This window comes from Pseudomonas hunanensis (assembly GCF_013393325.1).
GTDB classification, from domain to species: domain Bacteria; phylum Pseudomonadota; class Gammaproteobacteria; order Pseudomonadales; family Pseudomonadaceae; genus Aquipseudomonas; species Aquipseudomonas putida_P.
Map to the genome: position 1 here is coordinate 36,943 of NZ_QJRC01000082.1, position 12,546 is coordinate 49,488.

Annotated in this window: 12 protein-coding genes and 2 tRNA genes; 13 read left to right on the plus strand and 1 reads right to left on the minus strand. The window is 59.9% G+C overall.

The window, feature by feature from the left end; translation table 11 throughout:
• Both greA and DM807_RS10520 read left to right on the plus strand, forming a co-directional pair.
• The gene (greA, locus tag DM807_RS10515; RefSeq protein WP_024717413.1) at window positions 1–477 is read left to right on the plus strand and encodes a transcription elongation factor GreA; all 477 of its coding nucleotides are present in this window, start codon (window positions 1–3) and stop codon (window positions 475–477) included.
• A complete protein-coding gene (locus tag DM807_RS10520) occupies window positions 455–904 on the plus strand; it encodes a hypothetical protein (protein WP_012053750.1) in 450 nt (149 codons plus the stop codon). The genes greA and DM807_RS10520 overlap by 23 nt, the downstream gene beginning before the upstream one ends.
• Window positions 905–916: 12 nt before the next feature.
• Here DM807_RS10520 and yhbY read toward each other — a convergent pair whose 3' ends face one another.
• The gene (yhbY, locus tag DM807_RS10525) at window positions 917–1,225 is read right to left on the minus strand and encodes a ribosome assembly RNA-binding protein YhbY (RefSeq protein ID WP_003249945.1); all 309 of its coding nucleotides are present in this window, start codon (window positions 1,223–1,225) and stop codon (window positions 917–919) included.
• Window positions 1,226–1,327: 102 nt separating this feature from the next.
• Here yhbY and rlmE point away from each other — a divergent pair, with 102 nt between their 5' ends.
• The 11 genes from rlmE (at window position 1,328) to infB (ending at window position 12,473) form a co-directional block, all read left to right on the plus strand.
• On the plus strand, window positions 1,328–1,954 hold the full coding sequence (gene rlmE, locus DM807_RS10530) for a 23S rRNA (uridine(2552)-2'-O)-methyltransferase RlmE (RefSeq protein WP_012274251.1): 627 nt from the start codon (window positions 1,328–1,330) through the stop codon (window positions 1,952–1,954).
• Between the two features lie 203 nt (window positions 1,955–2,157).
• Window positions 2,158–4,062, plus strand: coding sequence for an ATP-dependent zinc metalloprotease FtsH (gene ftsH / locus DM807_RS10535; protein ID WP_012274250.1), 1,905 nt, complete (start codon window positions 2,158–2,160; stop codon window positions 4,060–4,062).
• An 8-nt stretch (window positions 4,063–4,070) separates the two neighbouring features.
• A complete protein-coding gene (gene folP / locus DM807_RS10540; RefSeq protein ID WP_012274249.1) occupies window positions 4,071–4,922 on the plus strand; it encodes a dihydropteroate synthase in 852 nt (283 codons plus the stop codon).
• A gap of 16 nt (window positions 4,923–4,938) precedes the next feature.
• The gene (gene glmM / locus DM807_RS10545; RefSeq protein ID WP_012274248.1) at window positions 4,939–6,279 is read left to right on the plus strand and encodes a phosphoglucosamine mutase; all 1,341 of its coding nucleotides are present in this window, start codon (window positions 4,939–4,941) and stop codon (window positions 6,277–6,279) included.
• Between the two features lie 65 nt (window positions 6,280–6,344).
• On the plus strand, window positions 6,345–7,100 hold the full coding sequence (tpiA, locus tag DM807_RS10550) for a triose-phosphate isomerase (protein ID WP_012274247.1): 756 nt from the start codon (window positions 6,345–6,347) through the stop codon (window positions 7,098–7,100).
• A gap of 4 nt (window positions 7,101–7,104) precedes the next feature.
• On the plus strand, window positions 7,105–7,503 hold the full coding sequence (secG, locus tag DM807_RS10555; protein WP_012274246.1) for a preprotein translocase subunit SecG: 399 nt from the start codon (window positions 7,105–7,107) through the stop codon (window positions 7,501–7,503).
• Window positions 7,504–7,524: 21 nt separating this feature from the next.
• A tRNA-Leu gene (locus tag DM807_RS10560) sits at window positions 7,525–7,610 on the plus strand.
• 100 nt (window positions 7,611–7,710) lie between these two features.
• Window positions 7,711–7,787 (plus strand) — tRNA-Met (locus DM807_RS10565).
• A gap of 130 nt (window positions 7,788–7,917) precedes the next feature.
• On the plus strand, window positions 7,918–8,376 hold the full coding sequence (gene rimP, locus DM807_RS10570) for a ribosome maturation factor RimP (RefSeq protein WP_012274245.1): 459 nt from the start codon (window positions 7,918–7,920) through the stop codon (window positions 8,374–8,376).
• Window positions 8,377–8,435: 59 nt separating this feature from the next.
• Window positions 8,436–9,917 (plus strand): transcription termination factor NusA, encoded by a 1,482-nt coding sequence (nusA, locus tag DM807_RS10575; RefSeq protein ID WP_009685349.1) that lies wholly within the window; start codon window positions 8,436–8,438, stop codon window positions 9,915–9,917.
• Between the two features lie 27 nt (window positions 9,918–9,944).
• Window positions 9,945–12,473, plus strand: coding sequence for a translation initiation factor IF-2 (infB, locus tag DM807_RS10580; RefSeq protein WP_012274244.1), 2,529 nt, complete (start codon window positions 9,945–9,947; stop codon window positions 12,471–12,473).
• Window positions 12,474–12,546 lie beyond the last annotated feature (73 nt).

The following is a 12,546-nucleotide window of genomic DNA, read 5'->3' on the forward strand; positions in this document are numbered from 1 at the left end:
ATTACCAAGTACCCGATGACCGTCCAGGGCGCTCGCGCCCTGGAAGAGGAGCACCTGTTCCTGAGCAAGACCGAGCGCCCACGCCTGAGCCAGGCGATCGGTGAAGCACGTGAGCTGGGTGACCTCAAGGAAAACGCCGAATACCATGCTGCCCGTGAAGAGCAGGGCATGGTCGAGGCGCGTATCCGCGATATCGAAGGCCGTCTGCAGAATTCGGTCGTGATCGACGTGACCACGATCCCTCACACCGGCAAGGTGATTTTCGGTACCACCGTGGTACTGGCCAACACCGAAACCGATGAAGAGGTGACCTATCAGATCGTCGGCGAGGATGAAGCCGACGTGAAACAGGGCAAGCTCTCAAGCGGTGCGCCGATTGCCCGTGCCATCATCGGCAAGGAAGAAGGTGATACTGTCGTCGTCAAGACGCCTAGCGGCACGGTCGAGTACGAGATTGTCGAAGTCAAGCACATCTGACCGGCGCCTGCGGGCGCCATCCCTCGAGGGGATCCTCTGGCAATTGGCCCAGGTGTTCTGGGTCGGTGGCCTGTGGGTGTTCCATGTGGGGCTGGTGCCTGCGCTCAAGGTCAGTGGCCTGGCGCCGCTGCTGGTGCAGGATATCGCCGGGCAGATCGACCGCTGGTTGATCGGCGTGGCGTTGCTTGGTTTGTTGACCCAGCTGGCGGTGCTGGCGAGGGTGGACGGCCTGGCGGCCTGGTGGCGGCAGTTTCGTGGCCAGATGTTGTTGCTCGGTTTCGGTGCGTGCGTGGGGTATTACACCTTGCGCTACGGTATTTCCGTAGGCGAGCGCTGGCAGATGTTCTGTTTCCTGGTGCTGGGTTTTTCCGGCATCGTGCTGGTGGCCCAACCGGTCCCGGTCAGGGCGCGTTCACCGCGCCACTGATCGGAGCTACCGTTACTTGTAACGGTGGATGTTGGACAGCTGCTTGTTCGGCTGTGGGTTCTTGCGGTAGATCAGGGCTTTCTTGCCGATGGTCTGCACCAGCTCGGCACGGCCGGCCTTGCACAGTTCTGCAATGGTTTCGGCACGTTCTTCGCGGTCTTCCGAGCGAATTTCGACCTTGATCAGCTCATGGTCGACCAGCGCGCGCTCCAATTCGGCGATGACGCCTTCATTCAAACCGTTGCCAGCAACGATCAGGACCGGCTTCAGGTCATGACCAATGGACTTGTATTGCTTCTTCTGCTCGTTATTGAGCGGCATAATCTGACCCTTTCCGTCTGATTCTGTAAAATTGACCGGCATTTTACCCGAGGGCCACCGGCTCCGCCCAGTCAATCACGACGCATATCATCGAGGTGCCCCGTGGTACAACGTTCCAAAAGCAGCGCCAACTGGCTGCGAGAGCATTTTAACGACCCTTTTGTGAAGCAGGCGCAGAAGGATGGCTACCGCTCGCGTGCGAGCTACAAACTGCTGGAGATCCAGGAGAAGGACCGTCTGATCCGCCCTGGCATGAGTGTGATCGACCTCGGCGCCGCGCCTGGTGGCTGGTCCCAGGTGACCAGTCGTCTGATTGGTGGCCAGGGTCGCCTGATCGCTTCCGACATTCTGGAAATGGACTCGATCGCTGATGTGACCTTCATTCAGGGTGACTTCACTCACGATGAAGTGCTGCAGCGCATTCTCGAGGCGGTCGGCGATTCGCACGTAGACCTTGTGATTTCCGACATGGCCCCCAATATGAGTGGTACGCCCGCGGTGGACATACCGCGTGCCATGTTCCTCTGTGAGCTGGCCCTCGATCTGGCGACCCGCGTACTCAAGCCCGGCGGCGACTTCCTGATCAAGATTTTCCAGGGCGAAGGTTTTGACGTGTACCTGAAGGACGTGCGCAGCAAGTTCGACAAAGTGCAAATGCGCAAGCCATCTTCGTCGCGGGATCGCTCCCGTGAGCAATACCTGTTGGGCAGAGGCTTCAAAGGGGCATGAAAGGTGTGAAGCGGGGTGGCCGATAGTTAATTCCAATCGGCCACTGCGTCAGGATCGTCCGAACTTCGTGTAGTCTAGCTTTCACAAAGGGTTACAGACGGTGCCTGCGGCTGCGTAGGTAATGTAGTAAGTTAGGGCGATGAATATCATGCGAGGCACGGCTGCGTCGTGCGCCGGCCTCAGAGGGTAGCGAATTGAACGACATGGCAAAGAATCTGATCCTGTGGTTGATCATCGCAGCTGTCCTGGTGACAGTGATGAACAACTTCTCCAGCCCTAACGAGCCGCAGACCCTCAACTACTCCGACTTCATCCAGCAGGTCAAGGATGGCAAGGTCGAGCGTGTGACCGTAGACGGCTACATCATTACCGGCAAGCGCGCCGACGGCGACAGCTTCAAGACCGTGCGTCCGGCCATTACCGACAATGGCCTGATCGGCGACCTGGTCGACAACCATGTGGTTGTCGAAGGCAAGCAGCCTGAGCAGCAGAGCATCTGGACGCAGCTGTTGGTGGCGAGCTTCCCGATCCTGGTGATCATTGCCGTGTTCATGTTCTTCATGCGCCAGATGCAAGGCGGCGCAGGCGGAAAGGGCGGGCCGATGAGCTTTGGCAAGAGCAAGGCGCGCCTGCTGTCCGAAGACCAGGTCAAGACCACGCTGGCCGACGTTGCCGGCTGCGACGAAGCCAAGGAAGAGGTTGGCGAGCTGGTCGAGTTCCTGCGCGATCCAGGCAAGTTCCAGCGCCTGGGTGGCCGCATTCCACGTGGTGTGCTGATGGTTGGCCCGCCCGGTACCGGTAAGACCTTGCTGGCCAAGGCCATTGCTGGCGAAGCGAAAGTGCCGTTCTTCACCATTTCCGGTTCGGACTTCGTGGAGATGTTCGTCGGTGTCGGTGCCAGCCGTGTGCGCGACATGTTCGAGCAGGCCAAGAAGCACGCCCCGTGCATCATCTTCATCGACGAGATCGACGCCGTTGGTCGCCACCGTGGCGCCGGCATGGGCGGCGGTCACGACGAGCGTGAGCAAACCCTCAACCAGTTGCTGGTGGAGATGGACGGCTTCGAGATGAACGATGGCATCATCGTTATCGCTGCTACCAACCGTCCGGACGTACTCGACCCTGCGCTGCTGCGTCCGGGTCGCTTCGACCGCCAGGTGGTGGTCGGCCTGCCGGATATCCGTGGTCGCGAACAGATCCTCAAGGTGCACATGCGCAAAGTACCGGTTGGCGAGAACGTCAACCCGGCGGTCATTGCCCGTGGTACCCCAGGCTTCTCCGGTGCCGACCTGGCCAACCTGGTCAACGAGGCTTCGCTGTTTGCCGCACGCTCCAACAAGCGCCTGGTCGAAATGAAAGAGTTCGAACTGGCCAAGGACAAGATCATGATGGGCGCCGAGCGCAAGACCATGGTCATGTCCGAGAAAGAAAAACGTAACACTGCCTACCACGAGGCTGGCCATGCCATCGTTGGTCGCCTGGTGCCAGAGCACGACCCGGTCTACAAGGTTTCGATCATTCCGCGCGGTCGTGCCTTGGGCGTGACCATGTTCCTGCCGGAAGAAGACCGTTACAGCCTGTCCAAGCGCGCGCTCATCAGCCAGATCTGTTCGCTGTACGGTGGTCGTATCGCCGAAGAAATGACCCTGGGCTTCGATGGCGTGACTACCGGTGCGTCCAACGACATCATGCGTGCCAGCCAGATCGCCCGAAACATGGTGACCAAGTGGGGCTTGTCGGAAAAACTCGGCCCGCTGATGTACGCAGAAGAAGAGGGTGAGGTATTCCTCGGTCGTAGCGCCGGCAGCCAGCACGCCAGTGTGTCCGGCGAGACTGCCAAGCTGATCGACTCCGAAGTGCGCAGCATCATCGATCAGTGCTACGCCACTGCCAAGCAGCTGCTGATCGAGAATCGAGACAAGCTTGAAGCGATGACCGAAGCGTTGATGAAGTACGAAACCATCGATGCCGATCAGATCGACGACATCATGGCTGGGCGTACGCCACGCGAGCCGCGTGACTGGGACGATGACAAGGACTCGGGTACGCCTGCGGCCCAGAATGATCGTCCGGAATCGCCAATCGGCGGCCCAGCAGCTCAACACTAAGGGCATCTATGAGCTCAGTGCAGTACCCGACCCGGTTGCCTTGCGGCAACCGGGTTCTTGATTTGTCACGTACCCATGTCATGGGTATTCTCAATATCACCCCCGATTCCTTCTCCGATGGCGGGCGCTTCAGTCAGCGTGACGAGGCCCTGCGCCATGCCGAGGCAATGGTTGCCGCCGGCGCTACGCTGATCGACATCGGCGGCGAGTCCACGCGGCCGGGCGCACGCGCAGTATCGGTGACCGAAGAGCTGGAGCGGGTGGCGCCAATGGTTGAGGCGATCAATAGTCGCCTTGACGTGGTCATCTCGGTCGATACCTCGACGCCTGCCGTCATCCGCGAGTCCGCGCGTCTAGGCGCCGGGCTGATCAATGACGTGCGCGCCCTGGAGCGCGATGGCGCTCTGGACGCCGCGGCCGATACTGGCCTGCCGGTGTGCCTCATGCACATGCGTGGCGAGCCGGGTAACATGCAGGATGACCCGCATTACGAAGATGTGACCGCCGACGTTGCGCGTTATCTTGAGCAGCGGATGGCCGCCTGTTCGGCGGCGGGCATCGATTCAAACAGAATCATTCTTGATCCGGGCTTTGGTTTCGCCAAGACACTGGCGCACAACCTGAGCCTGTTCAAGCACATGGAAGCGCTCTATCGCCTTGGGCGCCCACTGCTGGTGGGTGTTTCACGAAAGAGCATGATCGGCCTGACGCTGGAACGTCCGGTCGGCGAGCGCTTGTACGGCAGCCTTGCGCTGGCGGCGTTGGCCATGACCAAGGGGGCGAGCATACTTCGTGTCCATGACGTGGCTGAAACTGTCGATGTAGTGCGCATGATCGCTGCAGTGCAAAACGCCGAATAAGAACATTGGAGTCCCTATGAGCAGAAAATACTTTGGTACCGACGGCATTCGTGGCCGCGTCGGCGAATACCCGATCACGCCTGACTTCATGCTGAAGCTTGGCTGGGCGGCCGGCATGGCGTTCCGCAAGCAGGGCCATTGCCGGGTGCTGGTGGGCAAGGACACGCGTATCTCCGGTTACATGTTCGAGTCCGCGCTCGAAGCCGGCCTGGCCGCCGCGGGTGCCGATGTCATGCTGCTGGGGCCAATGCCTACACCGGCCATCGCCTACCTGACGCGCACATTCCATGCCCAGGCGGGCATTGTCATCAGTGCCTCGCACAACCCGCACGAAGACAACGGCATCAAGTTCTTCTCCGGTCAGGGCACCAAGCTGCCTGACGAAGTCGAGCTGATGATCGAGGAACTGCTCGACCAGCCGATGACGGTTGTCGATTCGAGCAAGCTGGGCAAGGTGTCGCGCATCAACGACGCGGCGGGCCGCTACATCGAATTCTGCAAGAGCAGCGTGCCGAGCAGCACCAGCTTCGATGGCCTCAAGCTGGTGGTCGATTGCGCCCACGGCGCCACCTACAAGGTCGCGCCAAGCGTGTTCCGCGAGTTGGGTGCCGATGTGACCGTGCTGCATGCGCAACCAGACGGCCTGAACATCAACGAAGGCTGCGGCTCGACCCACATCGAATCGCTGCAGGCTGCCGTGCTGGTGGGCCATGCCGACCTTGGCATTGCCTTCGATGGCGACGGTGATCGGGTGCTGATGGTCGACCACACCGGCGCCATCGTCGACGGTGACGAACTGCTGTTCATCATTGCTCGCGACTTGCACGATCGTGGCAAGCTGCAAGGTGGGGTAGTCGGCACGCTGATGAGCAACCTGGGCCTGGAGCTTGCACTGAAAGACCTGGATATCCCGTTCGTGCGGGCCAAGGTCGGCGACCGTTATGTCATGGCTGAGCTGCTGGAGCGCGAGTGGCTGGTTGGTGGCGAAAACTCCGGCCATGTCGTGTGCTGCAACCACACCACCACCGGTGACGCGATCATTGCCGCTTTGCAGGTGCTGATGGCGCTCAAGCGCCGTGGCGAAACCTTGGCGCAGGCCCGTCAGGCGCTGCGCAAGTGCCCGCAGGTGTTGATCAACGTGCGCTTCGGCGCCAGCAAGGTCGACCCGCTGGAGCACCCGGCCGTCAAGGATGCCAGTGCCAAGGTCACTGAAGCGTTGGCCGGTCGCGGTCGTGTGCTGTTGCGCAAGTCTGGTACCGAGCCGCTGGTGCGGGTCATGGTCGAAGGCGAAGACGAAACCCAGGTGCGTGGCCATGCTGAAGCACTGGCCAAACTGGTTGGCGAAGTTTGTGTCTGATGGCGCTTGCCAGCGCAGATCTGGTTGGGTAAGATCTGCGCCCACTTTGACCGACGAGGTAAAGCATGCGTCGCCCTATGGTAGCTGGTAACTGGAAGATGCACGGTACCCGCGCTAGCGTCGCTGAGCTGACCGAAGGCTTGAGCAATCTCGCCTTGCCGAGCGGAGTGGAAGTCGCGGTATTTCCACCAGCCCTGTTCATCAATCAAGTGATCGATGGCTTGGCGGGTAAAGAAATTACTGTCGGCGCACAGAATTCTGCTGTACAACCCGAACAGGGTGCGCTGACCGGGGAAGTTGCTCCGGAGCAGCTGGTTGAAGCAGGTTGCAAGTTGGTGTTGATTGGTCACTCGGAGCGTCGCCAAGTCATTGGTGAAACCGACGAAGTGCTCAATCGCAAGTTTGCAGCGGCCCAGGCCAAAGGTTTGAAGCCAGTGCTTTGCATCGGGGAAACCCTTGAAGAGCGCGAGGCTGGCAAAACGCTTGAAGTTGTCGGGCGTCAACTAAGCAGTATCATCGAAGCATTCGGTGTTAAGGCTTTTGCCAATGCAGTAATCGCCTATGAGCCTGTATGGGCCATCGGCACTGGCCTTACGGCCACGCCACAGCAGGCCCAGGATGTGCACGCCGCCATCCGCGGCCAGTTGGCGGCAGAAGATGCTGAAGTAGCTGCGAAGGTGCAGTTGCTCTACGGCGGCAGCGTGAAGGCGGCCAATGCGGCCGAACTGTTCGGCATGCCGGATATCGATGGGGGTCTCATTGGTGGGGCTTCCCTGAACGCAGACGAATTCGGTGCAATTTGTCGCGCCGCAGGAAACTGAACAAATGCTGGAAACAGTCATCGTTGTTTTTCATCTGTTGGCAGCGCTGTCGCTTGTAGTGCTGGTTCTGTTGCAACAGGGTAAAGGTGCTGAAGCAGGTGCATCTTTCGGCGCGGGTGCCTCAAACACCGTGTTCGGGAGCCAAGGCTCTGCAACGTTCCTAAGTAAATTAACTGCTATACTCGCTGCCACTTTCTTTTTGACAGCACTTGGGTTAGGATACTTCGCGAAGCAACAAGCTCACCAGCTTAGCCAAGCAGGTCTTCCAGATCCAGCAGTGCTAGAAGTGAAAGAGCCGCAAAAACCGGCAGTTAATGATGATGTACCGGTGCTCCAACAGCAGAAGAGCGAAACCACCAATAACACGGGTGATGTACCTCCTCCGGCAGAAGAGCAGAAGTAACGGGTTTCAAGTAGTAGTATTGCCGAGGTGGTGGAATTGGTAGACACGCAACCTTGAGGTGGTTGTGCCCATAGGGTGTAGGGGTTCGAGTCCCCTTCTCGGTACCAATTAAAGCTTGAGAGCCCGCTTTAGCGGGCTTTCTTGTAGGTGAATGTTTGGATTTGACCCTCAGTAGGGTTCGGTCTTATACTTTTGCCCCAGCTTTGTCGCGGGGTGGAGCAGCTTGGTAGCTCGTCGGGCTCATAACCCGAAGGTCGTTGGTTCAAATCCAGCCCCCGCAACCAGCTTCAGCGGAGCCCCTTTTCAGGGGCTTTTTGCTAACCGAACAGTTTTCGGCGTCGTTGTCCAACGGCGCTTTCAGGGATGGGCGCTTCGCCCATTTTTTATTTGCACAGCATGCACGAGGGGGTTCAGGTGTCGAGCAAGCTAGAACAGTTGCAGGCCTTGTTGGCCCCGGTTGTCGAGGGTCTGGGCTATCAGTGCTGGGGGATCGAATACGTTTCCCAGGGTAAGCATTCGGTACTGCGCATCTACATCGACAAGGAAGGCGGCATTCTGGTGGAGGACTGCGAAGCGGTCAGTCGTCAGGCCAGCGCAATCCTCGATGTGGAAGATCCAATCAGCAGTGAGTACACCCTCGAGGTGTCTTCTCCAGGCATGGATCGCCCACTGTTCACTCTGGAACAGTTTGCCTCGCATGCCGGCGAACAAGTGAAGATCAAGCTGCGCTCACCCTTCGAGGGTCGTCGTAACTTCCAGGGCCTTCTCCGTGGTGTGGAGGAGCAGGATGTGGTGGTCCAGGTGGACAACCAAGAGTTCCTGTTACCGATCGACTCGATCGACAAGGCCAATATTATTCCCAGTTTTGACTGAGACGTGCCGGGCCCGGCGGACTATCCGGGCCCAATGGCTTGCGCAAGGCGAGGCGTACGATGAGCAAAGAAGTACTGCTGGTTGTTGAATCGGTATCCAACGAAAAAGGTGTACCGCCCGGCGTCATTTTCGAAGCGCTGGAAGTGGCCCTGGCCACTGCAACCAAAAAACGTTTTGAAGACGAAGTCGACCTGCGTGTGGAAATCAATCGCCACACCGGTAGCTACGAGACTTTCCGTCGTTGGACCGTGGTCGACGAAGCCGATCTTGATGATCCGGCAATCGAGACCTGGCTGGACAAGATCAAGGACACCCACCCTGAAGCCAAGGTCGGTGACGTGATCGAGGAGAAGATCGAGTCCATCGAGTTCGGTCGTATCGCCGCCCAGACCGCCAAGCAGGTCATCGTGCAGAAGGTCCGTGAGGCCGAGCGCGCCCAGGTGGTCGATGCCTACCGCGAACGCGTGGGCGAGATCATCTCCGGTACCGTTAAAAAGGTTACCCGCGACAACGTCATCGTTGACCTGGGCAACAATGCCGAGGCCTTGCTGGCTCGCGAAGACATCATTCCGCGCGAAACCTTCCGTGTTGGCGTGCGCCTGCGTGCGCTGCTCAAGGAAATTCGCACTGAAAACCGTGGCCCACAGCTGATTCTGTCGCGCACCGCGCCGCAGATGCTGATCGAGCTTTTCCGCATTGAAGTGCCGGAAATCGCCGAGGGCCTCATCGAAGTCATGGCTGCTTCCCGTGATCCGGGTTCGCGAGCCAAGATCGCCGTCCGCTCCAAGGACAAGCGTATCGACCCGCAAGGTGCCTGCATCGGCATGCGTGGTTCGCGCGTCCAGGCCGTATCCGGGGAGCTGGGTGGTGAGCGTGTGGATATCGTCCTGTGGGACGATAACCCGGCGCAGTTCGTCATCAACGCCATGTCGCCGGCCGAAGTCGCGGCGATCATCGTTGATGAAGATGCCCATGCCATGGACATCGCCGTCGCCGAGGACAACCTGGCCCAGGCCATTGGCCGTGGCGGTCAGAACGTTCGCCTGGCCAGTCAGTTGACCGGCTGGACCCTGAACGTGATGACCGAGAAGGACATCCAGGCCAAGCAACAGGCCGAAACCGGTGACATCCTGCGCAATTTCATCGATGAACTGGAAGTCGACGAGGAGCTGGCCCAAGTGCTGGTCGACGAAGGCTTCACCAGCCTCGAAGAAATTGCCTACGTACCGTTGGAAGAAATGCTCAACATCGATGGCTTTGACGAAGATATCGTCAATGAGCTCCGCGCTCGAGCCAAGGACCGTTTGTTGACCAAGGCCATCGCTACCGAAGAAAAACTGGCAGACGCCCACCCGGCCGAAGACCTGCTCTCCCTCGAGGGCATGGACAAGGACCTGGCGGCTGAACTGGCGGTGCGCGGCGTGGTTAACCGCGAAGACCTGGCCGAGCAGTCGATCGACGATCTGCTCGACATCGACGGCATCGACGAAGAGCGTGCCGGCAAGTTGATCATGGCCGCCCGAGCCCACTGGTTCGAGTAATTAGGCGCGGCCTGAGGAGAGAAGTGCATGACGCAAGTCACGGTGAAAGAACTGGCCCAAGAGGTCGAGGCACCGGTAGAGCGCCTGCTGCAGCAGATGCGTGAGGCAGGTCTGCCGCACACCGACGCCGGTCAGGTAGTGACCGACAATGAGAAGCAGACCCTGCTGACTCATTTGAAAAGCAGCCACAAGAGCAAGGCGGAAGAGCCGCGCAAGATTACCTTGCAGCGCAAAACCACCAGCACCCTGCGTGTCGCCGGTAGCAAGAGCATCAGCGTAGAAGTACGCAAGAAGAAAGTTTTCGTGCAGCGCAGCCCGGAAGAAATCCAGGCTGAGCAGAAGCGTGAGCTGGATGAGCGCCGCGCGGCTGAAAATGCCGCTCGCGACAAGGTCGAGGCCGAAGTTCGCCAGCGCAACGAAGAGCAAGCCCGTCGTCAGGCGGCCGACTCCGCTGTAGCCGCCCCTGCGCCTGCCGCCAAGCCAGAGCCGGCTCCTGCCGCTGCCCCGGCCCCGGTAGTCGCCGACGCTCCGGCCTCCGAAGACGCTGCAGCCCGTGCTGCCGAGCGCAAGAAGGACGAGACCCGTCGCAACGAAAGCCGTACTCGCGATGACGACCGTCGTCGTGGCGAGGCGCCTCGTGTGTCGATCAAGGTCAAGGTCAAGGAGAAGGAAAAGGCGCCGACTCCGCGTGCTGCTCCGCGCACTACCGACGAAGAGAGCGATGGCGCTCGTCGTGGTCGTGGCGGCAAGGGCAAGCTGAAAAAGCGTAATCAGCACGGCTTCCAGAACCCGACTGGCCCCGTCATCCGTGACGTGACCATCGGCGAGACCATCACGGTCTCCGAGCTGGCCAACCAGATGTCCGTCAAGGGCGCTGAAGTGGTCAAGTTCATGTTCAAGATGGGTACTCCGGTCACCATCAACCAGGTGCTCGACCAGGAAACCGCTCAGCTGATCGCAGAAGAGCTGGGCCACAAGGTCACCCTGGTCAGCGACACCGCGCTGGAAGACTCCCTGGCCGAATCGCTGAAATTCGAAGGCCAGACCGAGTCGCGTGCACCGGTGGTTACTGTCATGGGTCACGTTGACCATGGTAAGACCTCGCTGCTCGACTACATCCGTCGTGCCAAGGTTGCCGCTGGCGAAGCCGGTGGTATCACCCAGCACATCGGTGCCTACCACGTGGAAACCGACCGCGGTATGGTCACCTTCCTCGACACCCCGGGCCACGCAGCTTTCACCCAGATGCGTGCACGCGGTGCCAAGGCGACCGACATCGTCATCCTGGTGGTGGCAGCGGACGACGGCGTGATGCCTCAAACCCGCGAAGCCGTTCAGCATGCCAAGGCAGCTGGCGTTCCGCTGGTGGTTGCGGTGAACAAGATCGACAAGCCAGGTGCTGACCTCGATCGCATCCGCAACGAACTGTCCGTCGAAGGCGTAACCTCCGAGGACTGGGGTGGTGACACTCCGTTCGTCAAGGTTTCGGCGAAGATGGGTACCGGCGTCGACGAACTGCTCGAAGCTGTCCTGCTGCAGGCCGAGATCCTCGAACTGACTGCAACCCCGACCGCCCCAGGTCGTGGCGTGGTCGTCGAATCGCGCCTGGACAAGGGCCGTGGCCCAGTGGCGACCATCCTGGTTCAGGACGGTACCCTGCGTCAGGGCGACATGGTTCTGTGCGGTTCCAACTATGGCCGCGTGCGTGCCATGCTCGACGAGAACGGCAAGCCTGTGAAGGAAGCCGGCCCGTCGATCCCGGTCGAAATCCTCGGCCTGGACGGTACCCCGGAAGCCGGTGACGAGCTGTCCGTGGTTGCCGACGAGAAGAAAGCCCGTGAAGTTGCCCTGTTCCGTCAAGGCAAGTACCGCGAGGTCAAGCTGGCCCGTGCTCACGCCGGCAAGCTGGAAAACATCTTCGAGACCATGGGTCAGGAAGAGAAGAAAACCCTCAACATCGTTCTCAAGACCGATGTGCGTGGTTCTCTGGAAGCACTGCAGGGCTCGCTTGGCGGCCTGGGCAACGACGAAGTGCAGGTGCGTGTGATTGGTGGTGGCGTCGGTGGTATCACCGAAAGCGACGCCAACCTGGCACTGGCTTCGAACGCAGTACTGTTCGGCTTCAACGTGCGTGCCGATGCCGGTGCGCGCAAGATCGTCGAGCAAGAAGGTCTGGATATGCGTTACTACAACGTGATCTACGACATCATCGAAGACGTCAAGAAGGCCCTGACCGGCATGCTCGGCAGCGATGTTCGCGAGAACATCCTGGGTGTCGCCGAAGTGCGTGACGTGTTCCGTTCGCCGAAGTTCGGCGCCATCGCTGGCTGTATGGTCATCGAGGGTACCGTTTACCGCAACCGTCCGATCCGCGTACTGCGCGACGACGTTGTGATCTTCGAAGGCGAGCTGGAATCGCTGCGTCGCTTCAAGGACGACGCCTCCGAAGTGCGTTCGGGCATGGAGTGCGGTATTGGCGTCAAGAGCTACAACGACGTCAAGGTCGGCGACAAGATCGAAGTCTTCGAGAAAGTCCAGGTGGCTCGTACCCTTTAAGGGCGAGCGAGCCGCAAGCGCCCGCTACAGGGCGGCTTGCGGTACCTCTTCAGGTAGCGCCCGGTCAGGCATT

Excerpts from the sequence above, each read along its gene's own strand:
- yhbY (WP_003249945.1), bottom strand. The coding sequence starts at position 1,225 with ATGCCGCTCAATAACGAGCAGAAGAAGCAATACAAGTCCATTGGTCAT.
- ftsH (WP_012274250.1), top strand. The coding sequence starts at position 2,158 with ATGGCAAAGAATCTGATCCTGTGGTTGATCATCGCAGCTGTCCTGGTG.
- folP (WP_012274249.1), top strand. The coding sequence starts at position 4,071 with ATGAGCTCAGTGCAGTACCCGACCCGGTTGCCTTGCGGCAACCGGGTT.
- glmM (WP_012274248.1), top strand. The coding sequence starts at position 4,939 with ATGAGCAGAAAATACTTTGGTACCGACGGCATTCGTGGCCGCGTCGGC.
- tpiA (WP_012274247.1), top strand. The coding sequence starts at position 6,345 with ATGCGTCGCCCTATGGTAGCTGGTAACTGGAAGATGCACGGTACCCGC.
- secG (WP_012274246.1), top strand. The coding sequence starts at position 7,105 with ATGCTGGAAACAGTCATCGTTGTTTTTCATCTGTTGGCAGCGCTGTCG.
- nusA (WP_009685349.1), top strand. The coding sequence starts at position 8,436 with ATGAGCAAAGAAGTACTGCTGGTTGTTGAATCGGTATCCAACGAAAAA.
- infB (WP_012274244.1), top strand. The coding sequence starts at position 9,945 with ATGACGCAAGTCACGGTGAAAGAACTGGCCCAAGAGGTCGAGGCACCG.